This window comes from Micromonospora yasonensis (assembly GCF_026013475.1).
Lineage (GTDB): Bacteria > Actinomycetota > Actinomycetes > Mycobacteriales > Micromonosporaceae > Micromonospora > Micromonospora yasonensis.
The window spans coordinates 18,271-36,692 of the sequence record NZ_JAPDPH010000033.1 but is presented as its reverse complement, the minus strand read 5'-3'; the positions used below and the strand labels follow the sequence as shown (position 1 = coordinate 36,692).

15 protein-coding genes and 1 pseudogene are annotated in these 18,422 nt (G+C 69.7%); 8 read left to right on the top strand and 8 right to left on the bottom strand.

The window, feature by feature from the left end:
• Positions 1 to 16: 16 nt before the first annotated feature.
• The 5 genes from ONA70_RS10130 to ONA70_RS10110 form a co-directional block, all read right to left on the bottom strand.
• Positions 17 to 979 carry a UbiA prenyltransferase family protein gene (locus tag ONA70_RS10130; protein ID WP_265006102.1) on the bottom strand — a complete coding sequence of 321 codons (963 nt, stop codon included), beginning with the start codon at positions 977 to 979 and terminating at the stop codon, positions 17 to 19.
• Positions 980 to 990: 11 nt separating this feature from the next.
• Entirely contained in the window at positions 991 to 2,034 is a 1,044-nt protein-coding gene (locus tag ONA70_RS10125) for an NAD-dependent epimerase/dehydratase family protein (RefSeq protein ID WP_265006101.1), read from the bottom strand.
• Complete coding sequence (locus ONA70_RS10120; protein ID WP_265006112.1) at positions 2,031 to 3,353, bottom strand: aspartate aminotransferase family protein; 1,323 nt, start codon at positions 3,351 to 3,353, stop codon at positions 2,031 to 2,033. Before ONA70_RS10120 ends, ONA70_RS10125 begins: the two co-directional genes overlap by 4 nt.
• Before the next feature lie 333 nt (positions 3,354 to 3,686).
• The gene (locus ONA70_RS10115; RefSeq protein ID WP_265006100.1) at positions 3,687 to 4,325 is read right to left on the bottom strand and encodes a response regulator; all 639 of its coding nucleotides are present in this window, start codon (positions 4,323 to 4,325) and stop codon (positions 3,687 to 3,689) included.
• Positions 4,313 to 5,410: a sensor histidine kinase gene (locus ONA70_RS10110; protein ID WP_265006099.1), complete on the bottom strand. Its 1,098-nt coding sequence runs from the start codon at positions 5,408 to 5,410 to the stop codon at positions 4,313 to 4,315. Before ONA70_RS10110 ends, ONA70_RS10115 begins: the two co-directional genes overlap by 13 nt.
• A 294-nt stretch (positions 5,411 to 5,704) precedes the next feature.
• Between ONA70_RS10110 and ONA70_RS10105 the strand changes: the two genes are divergently transcribed.
• A complete protein-coding gene (locus ONA70_RS10105) occupies positions 5,705 to 6,283 on the top strand; it encodes a hypothetical protein (RefSeq protein ID WP_265006098.1) in 579 nt (192 codons plus the stop codon).
• Positions 6,284 to 6,645: 362 nt separating this feature from the next.
• Here the strand turns inward: ONA70_RS10105 and ONA70_RS10100 are convergent, their stop codons facing one another.
• Both ONA70_RS10100 and ONA70_RS10095 read right to left on the bottom strand, forming a co-directional pair.
• On the bottom strand, positions 6,646 to 7,482 hold the full coding sequence (locus ONA70_RS10100; RefSeq protein WP_265006097.1) for a DUF5994 family protein: 837 nt from the start codon (positions 7,480 to 7,482) through the stop codon (positions 6,646 to 6,648).
• Between the two features lie 644 nt (positions 7,483 to 8,126).
• The gene (locus ONA70_RS10095) at positions 8,127 to 9,308 is read right to left on the bottom strand and encodes a low temperature requirement protein A (RefSeq protein ID WP_265006096.1); all 1,182 of its coding nucleotides are present in this window, start codon (positions 9,306 to 9,308) and stop codon (positions 8,127 to 8,129) included.
• Positions 9,309 to 9,960: 652 nt separating this feature from the next.
• On the opposite strand from ONA70_RS10095, the gene ONA70_RS10090 reads away from it, so the two are divergent.
• The 3 genes from ONA70_RS10090 (at position 9,961) to ONA70_RS10080 (ending at position 12,024) form a co-directional block, all read left to right on the top strand.
• Positions 9,961 to 10,164 (top strand): cold-shock protein, encoded by a 204-nt coding sequence (locus ONA70_RS10090; RefSeq protein WP_265006095.1) that lies wholly within the window; start codon positions 9,961 to 9,963, stop codon positions 10,162 to 10,164.
• A 79-nt stretch (positions 10,165 to 10,243) separates the two neighbouring features.
• Positions 10,244 to 11,260 (top strand): fatty acid desaturase family protein, encoded by a 1,017-nt coding sequence (locus tag ONA70_RS10085; protein ID WP_265006094.1) that lies wholly within the window; start codon positions 10,244 to 10,246, stop codon positions 11,258 to 11,260.
• A gap of 89 nt (positions 11,261 to 11,349) precedes the next feature.
• Positions 11,350 to 12,024, top strand: a complete 675-nt coding sequence (locus ONA70_RS10080; RefSeq protein WP_265006093.1) for a class I SAM-dependent methyltransferase — start codon at positions 11,350 to 11,352, stop codon at positions 12,022 to 12,024.
• A gap of 59 nt (positions 12,025 to 12,083) precedes the next feature.
• On the opposite strand, the gene ONA70_RS10075 is transcribed toward ONA70_RS10080, so the two are convergent.
• Positions 12,084 to 14,078: a SpoIIE family protein phosphatase gene (locus ONA70_RS10075; protein WP_265006092.1), complete on the bottom strand. Its 1,995-nt coding sequence runs from the start codon at positions 14,076 to 14,078 to the stop codon at positions 12,084 to 12,086.
• A gap of 728 nt (positions 14,079 to 14,806) precedes the next feature.
• On the opposite strand from ONA70_RS10075, the gene ONA70_RS10070 reads away from it, so the two are divergent.
• From ONA70_RS10070 to ONA70_RS10055, 4 genes and pseudogenes are all read left to right on the top strand, one after another.
• Entirely contained in the window at positions 14,807 to 14,977 is a 171-nt protein-coding gene (locus ONA70_RS10070) for a hypothetical protein (RefSeq protein WP_265006091.1), read from the top strand.
• A 91-nt stretch (positions 14,978 to 15,068) separates the two neighbouring features.
• Positions 15,069 to 15,389: a DUF5131 family protein gene (locus ONA70_RS10065; protein WP_265006090.1), complete on the top strand. Its 321-nt coding sequence runs from the start codon at positions 15,069 to 15,071 to the stop codon at positions 15,387 to 15,389.
• A 40-nt stretch (positions 15,390 to 15,429) separates the two neighbouring features.
• Positions 15,430 to 16,237: pseudogene (locus ONA70_RS10060) on the top strand (transposase family protein).
• A 652-nt stretch (positions 16,238 to 16,889) separates the two neighbouring features.
• The gene (locus ONA70_RS10055; RefSeq protein WP_265006089.1) at positions 16,890 to 18,233 is read left to right on the top strand and encodes a family 43 glycosylhydrolase; all 1,344 of its coding nucleotides are present in this window, start codon (positions 16,890 to 16,892) and stop codon (positions 18,231 to 18,233) included.
• Positions 18,234 to 18,422: the final 189 nt, after the last annotated feature.

Here is an 18,422-nt window from a genome sequence, read left to right as displayed (position 1 = left end):
GGCGGCCGGTGCGGTGTCAGGACAGGGCGGCGGCGATCGCGGGGAACCGGGCGGCGGCGTAGAGCACGCCGAGCGAGGCGGCCCAGAGCACGGCGGCGGTGACCACCGCACGGTCGCGCAGCAGCAGCCGGACCGGATCGCCGGCCGTCCCCCGGACCAGGGCCAGTTGCAGGTAGCGGGACACCAGGTAGAGAACGAACGGGGTGGACAGCAGCATCGCGGCCTCCCCGTGCGGGTCGAACGGCGCCTCCGTGCCCATCCAGACCAGGCCGGCGGTGACCGCCAGGACGCCGGTGAGCTGCAGCAGGTGGCCGGCCAGCTCCACCGACCAGCCGCGCAGCGCCGGCCGGTGGGCCACCCCGCTGTCCAGCAGTTCCTGCCGGCGCTTGCCGACGATCAGCAGCAGGCAACCGGCGAAGACCGTGATCAGCAGCCAGGCCGACACGGCGGCGCCGACCGCCAGGTAGCCCTGCACCGCGCGGAGCACGAACCCGACCGCGACCACACCGGCCTCGACCAGGGGAACGTGCTTCAGAACCCGGCTGTACCAGACGTTGAGCGCCAGGTAGGCCAGCACCGGCCAGGCCGGCCCGACCAGGCCGGCGGTCAGCAGCAGGGCGAGGCAGAGGAGCAGCACCAAACACCAGACGTACGCCAGCGGCACCGGCACCCGGCCGGACGCCACCGGCCGGTCCCGTTTCACCGGGTGGTGCCGGTCCCGGTGCCGGTCGGCCACGTCGTTGCCGACGTACACCGCCGACGCGGCGAGCACGAAGGCCATGACGGACCAGCCCAGCCGGGCCAATTCCGCCGAGTGCCAGGAGCGTGGGTCCAGCAGCGGCACCGCGGCGACCAGCAGACTCTTGACCCAGTGCGCGGGACGGACCAGACGGACCAAATCCACCGCTAGGCGGGCGGGGCGGGTGGGCGGCGGCGCCACGGCCGGAGCGGCGGCGCGGGGCGAGTCGAGGAGAGGCATGGGTCCTCCCCCTAGAAGAAGATCTTGGCGAGGGACAGGGCGCCTTGCCGCCAGGGTTCCCGGCTGGTCCTACCGGCCCCGGTCGCCGCAGCGGAGCTCCGGTTCGCCCGCCACCAGTCGTAGGTGCCGAGGATCGCGTCCTGGTTGGAGAACCGGGGCTTGAAGCCCAGCCGCTCACGGGCCTTGTCGATGCTGACGTAGGAGTCGGCGCGCAGCTTGTGCAGCAGCCGTCCGTACACCGGGGAGAGTCCGCTGCGCTCGAGGGCGCGCAGCGCCGCGAGCGCCGGCACGGCCGGCAGCCCGACCACCCGCCGGCCGTGCCCGGCCGCGTCGAGCACCGCCTGGAAGTCCTCGCGGAGAGTGCCGAACTCGGCCGCGCCGAGGTTGTAGGTGTCCGCGGCGATGTCGTCGGGGGCGGCGAGCACGGTCAGCACCGCGTCGACCAGGTCCTCGACGGCGAACATCTGCACCCGCACGTCGCCGCGGCCGAGCACCGGGAAGTTGCGGCCCTCCTCGGCCCACTCGAAGAGCATGGCGAACAGGCCCATCCGGCCCGGCCCGAGGAAGGTCTTGGGACGCAGCACCGGGACGCAGAGCCCGTCCCCGCGGAACCGCTCCACCAGCAGTTCCGCCTCGACCTTCGCCCGGGTGTACGCGTCGACCGGCTCTCGCGGATGGTCCTCCGGGGTGGGCACCAGCCGGGGCAGGCCGTACACGGCGGTGGAGGAGATGTGCACCACCCGCGGCACCTGTACCCGGCGGGCCGCGCCGAGGACCGCATGGGTGCCGTCCACGATGATCGACCGGATCATCTCGGCCGGATAGCTGGGCAGCGCGGCGGCGCAGTGCACCACGGCGGACGCGTCGGCGAGTACCCGGGCCAGCAGTGCGGCGTCGCGGACGTCGCCCTGACTGTGGGCCAGCCGCGGATGGGTGTGCGCGGCGGGCAGCAGGTCGACGCCGTGCACCCGGTGTCCCTCGGCGAGTAGCCGGCGGACCAGGTGCGAGCCGAGCATCCCGCAGGCGCCGGTCACCACGATGTGGTCGCTGGTCACCACCGGGACGTCACCCGCTCCCGGACGAAGCCGGCCAGCAGCCGCGGCAGGCCCCGGGAGAGCGTGGCGTCCAGGGCGCTCAGGAAGTACTCGACGTCGTCGGGGGTGGCCACCAGGCTCGGAGCGACCATGAGCGGGTTGTCCGCGTTGGGGCTGTAGTAGGTCATGATCCCGTGTTCGCGGAACAGGTGGGCGATCACCGACAGGGTGATGAGCTTGGTGCGGAACTGCGGGTCGTGGGTGAATCCGGGCATCATCTTGCCGGCCAGGTCGAGCAGGCCGGGCCCGCCGCCGAGGAACACGCCCCAGAGCGCGCCGGCACCGCTGACCCGGGCGATCACGTCGGGGTATGCCTTGGCCAGCCGGTCGAGGCCGGGCTGCAGCACCGCCTCCAGGGCGCGGGCCCGGGCCGGGTAGTCGTCGTCGACCACGACCGCGACGGCCTCCAGGGCGGTGGTGGTCTCCTCCCCGAAGCCGTAGTAGGTGGTGCTGTGCAGGATGACGTCGGCCAGCCGGTCGTACGCGCGGCGGAAGACCGGCTCGCGGGCCGTGTAGCCGGCGATGGACGCCTTGCCGCCGCCGAGCGACTTGGAGTAGGTGAGGATGTCCGGCACCAGCCCCTCGTGCCGCATGAAGTAGAAGAGGCTTCCGGTCTTGCCCCAGCCGGTGTAGACCTCGTCGAAGATCAGCACGATATCCCGCTCGCGGCAGAGCCGCTGCAGGGCCAGCAGGTCACCCCCGGTCCACCGACGCATCGTCGAGGCGCTGAACGGCTCGACGAGGATGGCGTACACGTCGCACCCGCCGTCCGAGGTGCGCGCGGCGTCGACGGCCGCCCGCACGGCGGCGAGGCCGCCGTACGGGTACACGACGATGCCGGGCAGGCCGGGGAAGCGGAACGCGTTCTCGGAGGAGCCGGTGAGGCTGCCCGCGCCGAGGGTCTTGCCGTGGAAGCTGATGTCCGCGCGCAGCACCGTGTTGCGCCGCCCGCCGTGGTACTTGTACGCCATCTTCACCGCCCCCTCGTTCGCCTCGGCCCCCGAGTTCGGGAAGTACGAGACGGACAGATCCGCGGGGAGCAGCGCAGCCACGTTGTGGCTCAGCGCCGCCACGTACGGGGAGAAGAACGCCTTGTGCACCTCCATCCGGTGGGCTTCGGCGTACCGCCGCCGGGCAGCCAGGATCCGCGGGTGGTTGTGCCCGTGGTTGAGCACGCCGACGCCGCCGGAGAAGTCCAGCACTCGACGGCCGTCCCGGAGGTGGATCCAGACGCCCTCGGCGCGGTCCACCAGCTCCCGTCCGAATCCGAAGGTTGTCATCAGCGAGACCTGGCTCCGACTGACATGGTCGCGGTACAGCTGATGCACCTGTCTGGTGCTGAGCTGTTCCGCCTCGTCGATACCGATCAGGTGGGGCATGCCGTGGCCTTTCCTCGAACGACCGGTGGGGGAGTGGCAGCGCTGGTCGAGACCGGCCGCCCGTCGCACGGGTGCCGCGACAGCGACGCCGCGCGATCTCAAGCTAACGAGATGTATCGATATCGTCATGCCGGATGTTTGGAGGACACCAGGCTGGCGTGTTGTCCCCCGGGTGGGGGACGACGGCGACCAGGGGGAGCGCCTCGGCTCCCATACGGATAGTGCGGTGACGGGTCAGCCGGCCTGCAGCCGGTCCTCGCGGACCCGCTCGGCGAGGTCGAGCTTGGTCCGACTGGGCCGGCCGAGGTCGTGGTACTTGGCCTTGACCCGGTCCAGGTAGGTGCGGGCCGTCTCCGGCTTGATGCCCAGGTGCCGCGCCGTGGCGGTGAGGGTCATCCCTGAGGCGTACGCGAGCAACACGCCGCGCTCTCGGGGGGACAGCCGGGGTCGCGCCGGACGGGTGTCACCCAGGCAGGCGAACGCCAGTTCGGAGGAGAAGACGGGTCGGCCGGCGGCCACCTCACGGATCGCGGCGGCCAGCGCCGGCAGGTCGTGGTCCTTGGTCATGTAGCCGCTGCAGCCGGCGGCGAAGGTTGCCACTACCTGGTCGGGGTGCGCCCAGACGCTGAGCACCAGCACCCGGCGCCCCGGTGACGCCAGCCGCCGGACGTTGTCGGCCGCGTCGCTGCCGTCGCGCAGCACCAGGTCCAGCAGCACCACGTCGACCGGCTCCGTCAGCTCGCGCAGCAGCCGCTCTACGGTGGCCGCCGCCCGCACCAGCCGCAGGTCGGCCACGCCCGACAGCCAGGCGCCCAGGCCCTCCAGGAGCATCCGGTCGTCGTCGACCGCCGCCACCCGGATTACCTGGTCCACGTCAGCTCCACGCAGGTCCCGGCGCCCGGCTCGCTCGAGACGCGGGCCCGGCCCCCCACCTCGGTCACGCGGTCGACGATGGAGTGCCGGAAACCGAAGCCGGACGGTACCGCCACCGGGTCGAAGCCGCGTCCACGATCGACGATCATCACGCGTAGCACCCGGCCGTCCCCGGTCACGGTGAGCCAGGCCTGATCAACCCCGGCGTGCTTCACGACGTTGTTCAGCGCCTCCCGTGCCGCAGCGCGGAGCGCCTCCACCACCTGCGGCGGTACGTCCGGCGGGACCGTCGTTCCCTGATATCGGACCCGCAGTCCCAGCAGGGACACCTCGCCGACCACCTCCCGCAGCGCCTCGCCGACCGTGCCGAACGCGGGGTCGCACCCGTCGGCGAGCAACCCGCGGATCACCTCGGCGTCGCGGGCGCAGCGCCGGCGTACCTCCGGCCGCCCCGGATCCACCACCCCGCGGGCGATCAACGTCAAGGTGGTGAGGACCGTGTCGTGCAGCGCCCGGTGGTGGGCGAGCCGGGTGACGTAGCGGGCGTGGTCGGCGGCGGCGTCGGTCTCGGCGGCCAGCCGATGGGCGTTGACGCGGTCGAGGTTGCGCCCGATCCGGCGCAGATAGCGCACGGCGAAGCCGGCGACCAGGGCGAAGCAGACCAGGCCGTTGATCGCGTGGACGAGCGCCGGTGCGGGAATGCCCGTTCCCGGGCTGTACCCGATGATCACAGCCGACTGGGCGAGGACCAGTGCGAACACGCCGGCCGCCACCGACCACGGCCGGGTCAGCGCCGCCCCGACCAGCGACCCGCTCGCCTGCACCATCAGGTTGCCCCAGTTCGGTACGGTGACGTCGGTCGTCAGGTTCGCGGTGACCACCATCAGCACCAGCCCGGAGAGCAGGACGTCGAGGTGGACCAGCGCCGCGGGGAACCAGCCGCGCTGCCGGGCGACCTGGAACAGCGCGAGGTTCCAGGCCACTACCGCCACGAGCAGCCCGAGGTTGGCCCACGTGCTCCGGTACGCGCCATAGGCGCAGGTGACGAGGGCCGGCGTCAGGCAGGTGGCCCGGTGCAGTGCCAACAGGACCATCATGAAGCGGTTCGCCCGGTCCTCTCCCGTGGCATCGACTATGGCCGCAGAGTGACCGCGCAATGACACGTCGATCATTCTGGCAGTCCCGGCCAGCGATGGTCATCACTGAATGGGGTTGCTGGAGTCTTTCGGCGGCCTGGATTGACCGGGCGGTGGGGGGAGTGACCGCTTCCGCTACTTGACGGTCCGGTCGAGGACCCGCATCACGCGGAGGCGCGGCCGGCCGCGCGCCGGCCGCTCCGGACCTACTGGCGTACCGCAGCGATGGCAGCGGTGTGCGGCATGCACGTGGTGTTGACCCAGCAGGCGTGGGAGCCTTGTCGGCTTCACAGACGGAGCTCGGCAGGTCGTGGCACCGACGAGCGCCACGGCAATCACCCGGCTGGACGCGGACCGGCCGCAGTCGAGACGACGCTCATGGCTGCCGATGCCGGGCTGTGGGAGCAGGTCGTCGCCATGGCCGCAGCGTTGACCGAGTTTCTGCACTTGCGTAGCTGCTGGGCCGGACTAGAAGCGGTATACCTGCGGGTGCGGGCGGCCGCCGAGGCCACGGGCAATCGCGACTGGATGGCGGCGGCGCTGTACAACCTGGCCCAGGCAGCCGAGAAGACCGGCTTTGACGGTTCGCGGACCGACTTACGGGCGAGCAACGATGGACAGCCGGACCCCCTTCTCTGTTTCCTCGATGAGCACGCGTTCGCCGTGGCTGTGGTCTGGCAGCATCGCGTCGTACAGTTCTTCGTTGCTGATCTCCACAGTGCCACCGGCCCTGCCGATGAGGACGTTGAGTACGGCGCGCAGGTTGACGTCGCTGAGGTAGCGCATGGGGGTTGTCTCCGTAAGTCCTGCTGCTCGGTTTGACATGAGGGCAGTTCAGTCCCGGCGATGGGGATGACGTCGCTCGTCAGGCACCGGTCGGCGCGGCGGCCGTTGCTCCAGGCGTGCGTTGGATCTCGCCAACGAGGGCAGCGATATCGACGAACGGTGCGGGTTGGTGGGCCACGCCTGGACCCAGGTCAACGCTGCGGCGAACAAGGAATCCGTGTGCTCCTTCCCGCGTGCCTGAGGTCGTGACAGGGCGGATCGTGCGGTGGGAGCCGGTCCGGCTGGGCGACGCGCGCCCCGCGCGGCGAGCCCCTCGGCCCGGAGGCTGGTCACCTGTTCCCGGGGGCCGTAGTGGCGCGGCGGCGTCCGCCAGGCCACCGGTCCCAGCAGGGCCACTCTCACCGAGCTGTCGACTCGCGGAGTTCGGCGGGGTCGAGACGCAGGGTCGCGAGCAGCCCGGCGTGCCGGGTGGTGTCGACCTGCTCCGGCAGTTCCCGCTCGACCCAGTCGGCCCTGGTGTGCTGGCCGCGCCGACGCAGCGCGGAGACGATCGTGTGCCGGGCGATTGTCATGATCTGCTCCTCGGTGGCGATGGTGGGAAGATTGCCGGTCCTTCGCTGCCTCGGCGGAGGTGCTGTCGGCGCGGGCGCCGGTTCCGTTGGCACAGACTGTCTGGCGGGTCCAGCGTCGGCTATGCGGGAAGCGACCGCGGCAAGGTTGCCGGGGGCGGTGCGGAGACGGCCGCCACTCCCTCCCAAGTGCGCCGGCCCGAGCTGTCGGCCGTCGCCTCCGACATCGTGCGCGGCGACGGTGAGCAGCTGCGGAGTATGGACCATGTTGCCGGCGGTGGCGGCGCGCGCCATCGCGGCCTCGGCCAGGTGGGCCGGGGTGTCCGGCGGGACGACCAGCAGGTCGACTCGATCCTCGTTGAGGCAGATGGCGGTCAGCAGGCTGGCGGGCTGACTGGTGAAGTAGCCCAACCGCAGCACCCTGCCGCCGATGGTCAGGCGGCGTGGGTTGCCGTCCCAGGTCTCGGTGTTGAGAAGCAGCCGGACGATCGGCCCGTGCAGCAGGTCGATGGCGAGGACGAGGCCGGGCAGCTCCGCGAGCGGATCTGTCGAGCGGGGCCACCAGCCGCCGTCGAGCAGCGTGCGCGCGGACCGGGTCGGTTCGAGCCGCAGGCGCGGCGTCGACGGCGGCGATGGGGGAGCGAGGGCGTTGGTCGATGGCGTCATGTTGGATCCTTATCGCCGTGACCGCGGCGTGGCGGGGGGTCTTGCACGAAAGTGGCGCCATCCGCCGGGCGGGTGCCGGTTCGCCGACCCGTACGGCCGGGTCCTCGCCAGTGGCGGGGCTGCAGCTGGGTGATGCGGGCGGTGCGGATCACCATGGCGACGATCGCGGGCGGCGCGCCGTGGCGCGGACGCCGATCCGGGTCGCGCCGGCGCGGGTCAACGGCACCCGGCCCGGTGGGAGGGGAGAGTGTTTCCCACACTCCGACGGCGGGAGGGTGGCCGGTCGGGCCGCTGCGGGTCGGGTGCTTCGGGTACGAACATGGCATCCCCTCGGGGGGAGCCGGCGTGGCGGGCACCTCAGGAGTGGGATGTCGTCGATTCCGGGATAGCCCCAGCCTACGCCTGTCCGGGCCGGTCAGATCGGTGACGCCGCAATAGGGGCCGAAGCTCATCCCGAACGGTCCGTGGTCGGCGCCCGCCCGACGACGCGCAGCCGCGCGAGGTGGCCGGGTTCCTCCAAGGCTGAGGAAAGCGGCGTCCTCCTTGGCGGTTGCGTCCCGCTCGCCCTCCAACCGCCCGTGCCTGGAGGGCATGGCCTGCGGCGGGCTGGGCGAAGGCTGCGTGGAGCCAGCGGTGGCCCGGTACTAGAAGGCGGGGGATGCTGCCTCGGGCGGGCGCCCGTGGGCGCGAATGATGTCCGCGGTGGCTACGCCGGCTAGGACGAGGTTTGCGAGGATGGCGACTCCCAGCGGCGGGACGTACAGCATCACCGGCGCGGCGACGGCCAGCACGAGCAGTGCGACCAGCCGGGATGGGGAGACCCGGCTGAATACCTCGTACTCGAATCGGGCTCGGCCGGCCAGGAACAACGCGGGTCCGCCGAGAATGACGGCGATGAGCCCGAGGGTGGTGTCGCCGCTGGGCTGGCGGATGACGGATTCGGCTCCGGCTGCGGCGACGACGATGCCGGCCACCATGATCAGGTGGGTGTAGGGCGCTGACCGCACGAGCCGGCCCGGGGCACGGGAGGACTCGATGGCGGCTTGGAGCAGGGCCCCGGCGCGTTGGCGGTAGATCTGCCACAGCAGCACGGTGGTGATGAACGTGAGCACGAACGCGACGGTCCGGTCGAGCGCGAATCCGCCGCCGGCGTATATCAGGGTCGGGAGCAGGATGAGGTCGCCGAGGGCGAGAGTGAAGAACTGTTGGTAGCGTTCGGCCAGGTGTTCGGCCGCTAGCCCGTACTGCGAGCCGGGTATCCGACCGAGCCGGGGTGTGGGGTAGCGGAGCCAGGCCGCCCCGTAATCCAGGGCGAGGGCCGCCGTCCACAGCGCGCCACGCGCGGTGCCTGCCACGGTGGCTCCGGCGAGCCATGGCACGGCCGAGACGGAGAACCAGAAGAGGAATCGCGCGGCGTGTCGACGTGCCTGGCGCCCCCGTAAGGCGGGCGCCAGGAAGAGATTGCGGCCAAGGTGGATCGCCACGTAGGCGCCCGCGAAGACCACGGCGTCGCGGGTGAAGGCCGCAGGCAGCGCGGCTGCCATCAGTAAGGTGCCGAACATGACCGAGATGGTCATGAGGTAGATCGGTGGCCGATGCGGTAGGTAGAGGTCGGTCGTGAGCGCGGTGACCGACCAGACCCACCAGAGTGCCATCAGCAGGACCAGGGTTTGAAAAGCGCCGGGCCAGGTCAGATCAGCGGCCAGCTTCTGCGAGGTCAGGGCGAGCGCGGCAACGAAGACCAGATCGAGGAACAGCTCCAACAGGGTCGCTCGTTGCGGTCCCTCGGCCTGGCGGGTCAGCCCCACCGCCCGGTCGTTCGTCACAGGCCGCCCGATCTGGCGAACGGTCGGCCAACGGCAATCGGCGGCTCGCCTCGATACTCGGCCGCCCGGCTGCCCCTAGACACGATCATAATCTGACAAGCCGCCCCCTTCGGGCCAATCGTATACGGGACTGAACCGCCGAGTACCCAGGAACGACAGCGCATTGCCGCCTCCGGGCGAAGCGGTCGTGCAGGCCGTCCTCGTCCTGCACGGCGTCGAGACCAACCGCTGCTCAGGGTGAAACGGCCCAGTGCGGCCGCGCCGAAGGGAGCACTGCCCTGGCGACGCGAGCAGCGGTGGCGATCAGGGCCCGCGGCAGCGGGGTAGGCGCCAGGAAGACGACGGCCAGGATCAGCGGCAGGACGCGTCGTGGCAGTTGGCCACGTTGGTGCACACCACGTTGCGCCCTGCCGGGCGACCAGGGCGTGGGCTTCGGGGAAGGGGAAATACCTCATGTGGTCCGGTTTGTGCCCTATCCGAGCGTGCTACGGTGAGTCCCGTTGCAGTTGTTTTCCGAATTTCGCCAGCGCGTGGCGGATATCCGATCCTCGGCGCTTGGTATTTCCGGTCATCTCCGGATGTGGGCGACCAACACCGCGACGTCGGGGCCCGCACGGTGTGGGTCCCGAATCCAGCCTTCCAAGGAGAAGACATGGCTGTCGGCACTGTGAAGTGGTTCAACGCGGACAAGGGCTTCGGGTTCATCACCCCCGACGGCGGTGGCGCGGACCTGTTCGCCCATTTCTCGGCGATCTCCTCGAACGGCTTCCGCAGCCTCGATGAGAACCAGCGGGTCGAGTTCGACATCACGCAGGGAGCCAAGGGCCCGCAGGCCGCGAACATCCGCGCCATCTGAACCACCGCCGGCGCGTGCCTACCGCCCCTCGATGGTCGGCACGCGCCGGCGTCGGCGCAGTACCCGCCGGGAGGCGCCCATGTTCATAGCGCCGCCGCAAACCGGCAGCGGAAGCCCGTACGCCCATCTCCTGCACCAGATCCGTGGCGCTGGACTGCTGGAGCGCCGCACCGGGTACTACGTCTGGAAGATCGCCATCACCGGTCTGCTGTTCGCGGCCGGCTGGACGGCCGTCGCGCTCATCGGGGACTCGTGGTGGGTGCTGATCGTCGCCGGTTTCCTCGCGTTCGTCTTCACCCAACTCGGGTTCCTCGGCCACGACGCCGGGCACCGGCAGATCTTCGCGTCCCGGCGGGCGAACTACGTGCTCGGGCTGCTGCACGGCAATCTGGCCATCGGGCTGAGCTACGGCTGGTGGGTGGACAAGCACAACCGGCACCACGCCCACCCGAATACAGACGGTGCCGACCCGGACCTTGAGATCAGGGCGCTCGCGTTCACCTCCCGCCAGGCCGGAGACCGCGGGCGCGTTGCCGCGTTCGCGTACCGCTACCAGGCATTCTTCTTCTTCCCGCTGCTTCTGCTGGAGGGCCTCAGCCTGCACGTGAACAGCGTGCGCGCCCTGCTGCGCCACGGCGGACGCCCCCGCGCGTGGGAGTCGGTGCTGCTCGCCAGCCACGTCATCGGTTACCTCGGCGCGGTCTTCCTGATACTTTCGCCGGTCCGCGGGGTCGTGTTCATCCTCGTCCAGCAGGGCCTGTTCGGGCTCTACCTCGGGTGCAGCTTCGCACCGAACCACAAAGGTATGGCGATCCTCGCCGCCGGTGACCGCACCGACTTCCTGCGCCGCCAGGTGCTCACTTCGCGGAACGTGCGCGGTCACTGGCTGACCGACTTCATGCTCGGCGGCCTGAACTACCAGATCGAGCACCACCTGTTCCCCAGCATGCCCCGGTCGAACCTGCGGCGCGCGCAGACGATCGTCGAGTCGTTCTGCCGCTGCCACGGCCTCACGTACTGTCAGACGGGCCTGTTCGAGTCGTACGCCCAGGCACTGCGCCACCTGCACGCGGTCGGACGTACGGCGGGCGCCTGAAAACGGTCGCCTGACCAGCAACCGCACCGCGCACATGTACTACGAGGCCGGCGCCCGGCTCACCGCCACCATCATGAACGGAGCATGTCTTGCCTACGCCGACCGGCGCCCTGCTCACGCCCTTCGTCGCGTTCCGCGCCGACGAGTTCGACGGACTGCACCTCGCGCATCTTCCGTTCGTACCGGAGATCCGCCTGCACCTGGCCGATGACGCGATCCTGTTGCGGGCCAGGTTGGAGGCGCGCGTCGGGCCGGGCCTCACGCCGTTCTGGGCGAACGCCTGGGCCGGCGGCCAGGCCCTCGCCCGGTACGTCCTGGACCATCCGCAGGTGGTGGCCGGCCGACGGGTGATCGACGTGGCGTCCGGGTCCGGCCTGGTCGCCATCGCCGCAGCCAAGGCGGGCGCCGCCGAGGTGACCGCCAACGACATCGACCCGTACGCACTGGCGGCCGTCGCGATGAACGCCACGGCCAACGCGGTCACGCTAGCGGTGAACGAGGGCGACCTGCTCGACGGCGACGGCGGCCCCGCCGACGTGATCCTCGCCGGCGACGCCTTCTACGACCCCGAACTGGCCGCGCGGATGCTGGGGTTCCTGCACCGCGCCGCCGACCGCGGCGCGCGTGTCCTTGTCGGTGATCCCGGCCGCGGGCACCTGCCCGACCGATGGCTGAAGGTACTGACCAGCTACCAGGTACGCGGCTTGGGCGCCGCCGAGGACGCCGAAATCACCGAGGTCTCGGTGCTCGGCCCCACCGGGTAGCGTTCAGCGGCCACCTCTGCGAGCGCCCGGCCGGGCCGGGGCGGAAACGCGCCGGCCGTTCACTCGAGCTTGGGTCCCGCATCTTCAGAGGCTGGGCGTGCCGGGCGCGTGAGCAGGTCCTGCAGGCCAGTCAGCGTCAGCACCGCCTCGGCGGGGCTGCCGGGTTCGGCGGCGACCCGCAGGCGGTCCAAGTCCGCCGCGAGGTGGTGCAGGAGTTGCACGCCCGCGCTGCTGAGATGACTGACCGCGCTGACGTCGATGATGAGGGGTAGGGCACCGCCCCGGTTGGCCTGCAGGATCGCGGCGTGCAGTCGGGAGGTGGTGACCATGTCCACCGGGCCGTGCACTTCGAGCGTCTTCCCGTCCGGGTTTTCGATGACGTGAATCGATATCTCATCGACCGTGGGGTTGCGGCGGCGAGTAGCCCTCGGATGCACGGCCCCGCTGGTCACGATGGTCGGGCGACCGAGGCGGTGGCGCATGCGGAGGCCGGTGCCGACGTCGGTGCGGACGACCTCCAGATGGTCGACGAGACCGCGGATCATCGCCAGTCCGCGACCGCGCCTCCCGGGATCGGGCACCGCTGGGCGCCATCGTCCCCGGTCGGCGCAGGTGAGGTGAACGACGCCGTCACCGTCCAGGACGGCGTCCACGGAGAAGGCCGCGGGCGAGTCGGATGAATCGGCGTGTTCGATGGCGTTGCCGGCTGCTTCTCCCACGGCGTGAATGAGGTCGCTTATGTCCTCGGCGCTGGTACCGATCGTGCTCAGCCAATCGATCAGCTGCCTGCGCAACGGGCGCAACGCGGTCGGCTCGGCGGGCAGGGTGAGATGCAGGGGTGTGACGGGTTCGGGCAGGAGGTAGGCGGCCAGGATCGTGATGTCGTCGCGGTAGCCGCCGTCGGCGAGCATGAGGCGTTCGGTGACGAGCGTGCAGATCCGGTCGGGCAGCCGGTCGGGAACGGAGGTGTTCTCGTGGAGAGTGTCGTGCCGGGCCGCTGAAGCGGCGGTGGCCAAGGAGTGGGCACCCTCGCGCAGGCTGCGGTGCGGCCGTTCGATCAGGCCGTCGGTGTAGAGCAGTACGACGTCCCCTGCGGCAAGCCGGGTGGTGTGGACGGTGGCCGGGTCGGACCGCGTACCAAGCGGACTCGCCGGGGTCAGGGGCATGAATGTGGTGTTGCCGGCGGCGTCGACCAGTAGCGGCGGAGGATGGGCGTGGCTGGCGACCTCCAGGGTGCCCGTCACCGGGTGGAGCACCGCGATGCACGTCGTGGCCGCGCGGGTGGCAGTGCTGTGGCCGGCGAAGTCATCAAGGACGGCCAGCGTCTGAGACAGGGTGCTGCCGGAGCGCAGCGCCTGCAGAGCGACGGCGCGTAGCTGACCCATTGCCGCCGCGGCGGCGGCGCCGTGCCCGACGACGTCGCCGACGGCCAGGGCGATGCGGTCGTCGGGCAGGGGAACGACGTCGAACCAGTCGCCTCCGGCGACGAGGTCGCTACCGGCGACCAGGTAGTGGGCGGCGACCTGAACCCGGGGCAGGACGGGCAGGACCTTGGGCAGCAGGCTGCGTTGAAGTTCCAAGATCAGGCTGGCTGCGTGGCGGTAGCGCTGCTCGGAGGTGGTGGCGGCAGACTCGGCGGCGCGTCGGGCGGTCACCACGTCGGTGGCGTCGACCGCCTGCACGATGACACCGTGGATCGACCCGCCCGGGTCGCGCCAGGGGGCGATGTCGAAGGTGTAGAAAGTTTCCTCCAGCTTCCCGCCGCCGTGCCGGTCTGTCAGGATCCGCTGCTCGTAGCCCTGAGTGCGGGTGCCATGCAGGGCCTGGTCGAGGAGCTCGAAGATGTGTTGGCCGGCGAGCTCCGGCACCGCCTGCTTGAATGGCTCCCCGATCAGGTCACGGCGATTGCCGACGGCCGCGCGCACCTCCGGGTTCGCGGCCACAACCCGCAGGTCGGGCCCCTCGAAGACCCACACGAACCCGGGGAGCTGCTCGAACGCCTCAAGGACCTTCCGGGGATCGCCGGATGACCAGCGTTGATCCGCTTCTGCCACTGACCGTTGCCCCTCGTCTGGACCTGAACAGGCCGCACGATGTCATACCTACCCTGATCCCAGGTTCAATCCACCTGTGCGTCCGCATCTCGGCGGGAGCCACGTCGGTGGCCACACCGCGTGACGGGTGACCCGGCGAGCTTTGCCGAGCAGGACAAGGACGTCAAGATCACGACAGGCCTGCACGTCGACGCGGGCAGGCCCTGACATCGGTGCAGATCACGTCGGGCGCCCGCTGCCGTGACAGTGTTGCCCATCCCCGCCCCAAGGGGGACTCCGCCGCGCTGGCGGCACGAGCCTGTTCCCCGCGTCCGTGCTGTGATCGTTGGACAATGCAAGGGCGTAGTCGCAAAAGGTGCCGTGTTGATGCCGAGCCCATGCCGACGTCGAATTGGCACTGGACTTGGCAATTGTTCCTTGGCCAGCCGAGTTCCCTGTTTTCGTTCGCGCGCACGGCGTTGTACGTGTACTCTGACCGAGAGTCGCCAGGCGGGCTCACCGGTCGCGCGAAATCCGCAGGTTCTGCGGTCAGTATGGCGGCGAACTGGAGATCAACGCTCGCCGAGGAGTTCGGCGACGCGCGGTCCGGGGACCTGGCGGCTTTGACGTTTCACGGCCCGGCCTACCGGCGAGCAACGATGGATAGCCGGACCCCCTTCTCTGTTTCCTCGATGAGCACGCGTTCGCCGTGGCTGTGGTCTGGCAGCATCGCGTTGTACAGTTCTTCGTTGCTGATCTCCACAGTGCCACCGGCCCTGGTACGCCAAGCTTTGGAGGCCAAGCAGCGGGAGGCCATCGAGATCGTCCTGACCATGCAATCCGACGACGACCAGCCCATCTCTCGAGCCGACGCCCTCCGCGCTCTCACCCTGCTGCGACCCGTACGCCGGGCCGCTTAGGCGAAGAAACCACCGCGATGAGCAGATTCGACGACGTCCGCTCTGTCGAACTTTCGTTCGAATGAATACTCTCGCGAAGTGAGGATCAGCCATGGGTGACCGCAGCGCCATTGAATGGACAGAGGCGACGTGGAACCCTACGACGGGCTGTGACCGCGTCAGCCGTGGATGCGATAACTGCTACGCGTTGACGCTTGCCAAGCGGCTCAAGGCGATGGGGCAGCCACGGTACCAGCGAGACGGGGATCCGCGGACGAGTGGACCGGGGTTCGGGTTGACGCTCCACCCGGACAGCCTCAGCTTGCCGTTGACCTGGAGGCACCCCCGGCTCGTGTTCGTCAACTCAATAATGAGCCTTTTCCAAGCTGATCTTGCAGCTCAGGGCGGGTGCAGCGAGCCCGGAGATCGATGAGGGTGAGGCTCCAGGTAAGACAGCATTCGACCAAGATCCGATGCCCCGACCGGGAGCCTCGCCTGCGCTGTCTTACCCCTCCGCGATCCCGCTGTCCAGCCGAACCCTGAACCACCTGGCCGACCTCATCCGAGCGCACCGTAGCCAGCATCGATCCCGGTGGCGGCGTTTCGGTCCGGGCCGACAGGCGCTGCTCGCCCTGGCCCACCTGCGCAACGGTGACACCTACACCGGGCTCGCCGCCGGGTTCGCCGTCGGTGTCGCTACCGCCTCGCGCTATGTGCAGGAAGCGATCACGCTGCTCGCCGCGGTCGCCGAGGATCTGGCCACAGCGATGCGGCGCATCCGGCAACTGGCGTACGCGATCCTGGACGGCACGCTGATTCCGATCGACCGCGTGGCAGACCAGAAGCCGTACTATTCCGGCAAGCACAAGAGGCATGGCGTGAACGTGCAGGTCATCGCCGACGCCGCGGGCCGGCTCGTGTGGGCCTCACCGGCACTGCCGGGCTCGGCGCACGACCTCACCGCCGCCCGTATCCACGGCATCATCGACGCGCTGACCAGTGCGGACGTGATGACCTTCGCCGACAAGGGGCTATCAGGGCGCTCGGGGCAGCGTGCGCACGCCTTTCAAGCGGCGCCGCTTCCGGCCGAAGCTGTCGCGCGGCCAGAGGGCGGTCAACCGGGCGCACGCGAGAATCCGTGCTCGTGGTGAACGAGCCATCGCCACGCTCAAGACCTGGAAGGTCCTGGCCAAGCTGCGCTGCTGCCGGCGCCGCGCCACCGCGATCGTGCGGGCCATCCTCGTCCTGCACCACGTCGAAGCGAACCGCTACGCAGGATGAAAATGGCTCATTGTGTTGAACCTGCCCTACGGCAGGAGCGGCAGCCTTGCGCCTTACGGCTGGGTCCGCTCAGATTCGTCAATGTATCCGGCATGCGATCTAGACCTGGGACACAGGATTGAGAACACTACTGATTCTTGTTGGTTTGCTGGCCCTTGGCGTGGGTTCTGGCCCGCGGCGGCGGTGCCGGCGCTGGCGAAGGCCGGCCTGGGTATCCACGACGTCAAGAAGGTGCCGATTGAACCCGGCAGGATCAGACCACCTCTTGATCCAGCACAACCTCGACGCCGCCGCCATCTGGCGTCCACCAACGGGCCGGTAGCCGGAAGCTCCAGCGGTCACGAGCGGCCACGACGCGCACCCGGTCGACCGCCGCGGAGCGGCTGGGTGGCGCCGGCAAACAGGGGTGTCGCATGACCCCCGACGGACGACGCGGTGCTGCGACCAGCCGGACCGGAGGAGGCTGACGCGAGGTGCCAACCGCACCGCGGAGCAGCCCGGCGAGGCGCCGAAAGAATCCGTGATGTCGGTGCCAGGCCGCCGCGGACGCGCATCAAGAACCATTTTGTCATCTATTCACTGTCGAAATCAGGCTCACTAATCTGCCTCGCAGGCAGGGCAGACGCCCTGCCTGAATAGGAGGACGTGACTGATGAGCAGTTCCGACAACGGGTTGCCTGTCGACCGGCGGTCCTTGTTGGCCGGTGTCGCTGGCTTCCTCGGAGTGGCGACACTTCCCGCTACCGCAGCGCAGGCGGCATCGGCGGAGGTCGCGCCGGGGCGGCCGTGCCCGTCGAACTGGCCCGACCCCGAGCCGTACGGGCTCGCGGACAACCGACTGGACCTGTGGCCCCGCGAGGACAACTCCTTTATCCTCCCGCTCGAGCCACGTCCCCGGGACGAGGAGCGCGGCCAGGTCTGGATGCGGGACACCTACGTCAACTGCTTTGTCGTGGACGGTCGTCCGATCTACGTCGCAACGGGCACCACCCGGGTGCCAGGGCTCGACGCGGCCGGTCCGTGGAACGACGGCATCTTCGTGTGGGTGTCTCCGTCCCTGCAGGGACCGTGGAGGTTGGTCGACACCACCGGTATCCGGCCCGACGCCGAGCGAGGCAAGGTGTGGTCACCCGAGTTCGTCGGCGAGAACCGACCGGGACGGACGGTCGTCGCTCCCTGGCAGGAGTACTGGTACGACGACCAGTTCGGCAAGCGCGGCCAGGCCTGGGCGCCGGAGGTGCACTACTTCCGCGGCACGTGGTACATCGTCGCGTGCATGGGTGATCACTCCCGAAAGGTCGGTTCGTTCCTGCTCGTGAGTGAGGGCGGGGTCGAGGGCCCGTACCGGCTCATCGAGGGCAACCTCGAGAAGCCCTTCGGTGACTCCTTCATCGGGGGACCCAAGTTCATCCAGCCCGGTGCCTACCATCACATCGACGGTAGCCTCTACACCGAGGGCGACGACGCGTGGCTCGTGCTGCACAACGACCTGTATGCGAAGTTCCGGGATGACATGGAGGACATCATCCCGACCACGAACCTCCCAAAGTTCCAGCAGATGCCCTACTCACCCGAGCCGTATCTCGAAGGCGCGTACGTGTTCAAGTACGAGGGCAGGTACTACCTCCTCCAGGCCGCGTGGGACCGTGCGTCGATCAATCTCGACGGCAGCACGCGGTACGCCTACGATCCGCCCGGCCCGGGCCGCACGCAGTATCAGTACGACGCGATAGTCGCGGTCTCGGACAATTTTGAGGGACCGTATTCCAAGCGGTGGACCGCAGGTGTCGGAGCCGGCCACAACAACTTCTTCGTGGATCGCAGCGGCCAACTGTGGGCGACGTTCTTCCGTAATCCAAACTTCGGCTACTGGTCCGACCCGTCGCGCATCGCCGACGCCGCCGTGCCCGGTGTCGTGCGTGTCGAATGGAGCGGCCCGGCGGGCGGCCGCCTGTACGTCGAGCGCCGGAACCCGGGTCGGACGATAACCGCCTGACACACCCCTGCGGCGGCCGTTTCTCCTGCTCGGAAGCCGGCCGCCGCGCTGTGTCCACCCCTGGCCCGACAACCGGGCGGTGAAAGTGCCCCCGGGTGTCGAGCGCCCGGCCGACCGGAGTCACGCCAAATTGGATTGTGCCGGATCATTGCCGGAACAATGTGGCCTTCCTAACCTCGGCAGCGCAAT

Coding starts and splice junctions, on each gene's coding strand:
- ONA70_RS10130 (WP_265006102.1), bottom strand. CDS start 979: ATGCCTCTCCTCGACTCGCCCCGCGCCGCCGCTCCGGCCGTGGCGCCG.
- ONA70_RS10120 (WP_265006112.1), bottom strand. CDS start 3,353: ATGACAACCTTCGGATTCGGACGGGAGCTGGTGGACCGCGCCGAGGGC.
- ONA70_RS10105 (WP_265006098.1), top strand. CDS start 5,705: ATGCACGTGGTGTTGACCCAGCAGGCGTGGGAGCCTTGTCGGCTTCAC.
- ONA70_RS10100 (WP_265006097.1), bottom strand. CDS start 7,482: ATGACGCCATCGACCAACGCCCTCGCTCCCCCATCGCCGCCGTCGACG.
- ONA70_RS10090 (WP_265006095.1), top strand. CDS start 9,961: ATGGCTGTCGGCACTGTGAAGTGGTTCAACGCGGACAAGGGCTTCGGG.
- ONA70_RS10085 (WP_265006094.1), top strand. CDS start 10,244: ATGTTCATAGCGCCGCCGCAAACCGGCAGCGGAAGCCCGTACGCCCAT.
- ONA70_RS10065 (WP_265006090.1), top strand. CDS start 15,069: ATGGGTGACCGCAGCGCCATTGAATGGACAGAGGCGACGTGGAACCCT.
- ONA70_RS10055 (WP_265006089.1), top strand. CDS start 16,890: ATGAGCAGTTCCGACAACGGGTTGCCTGTCGACCGGCGGTCCTTGTTG.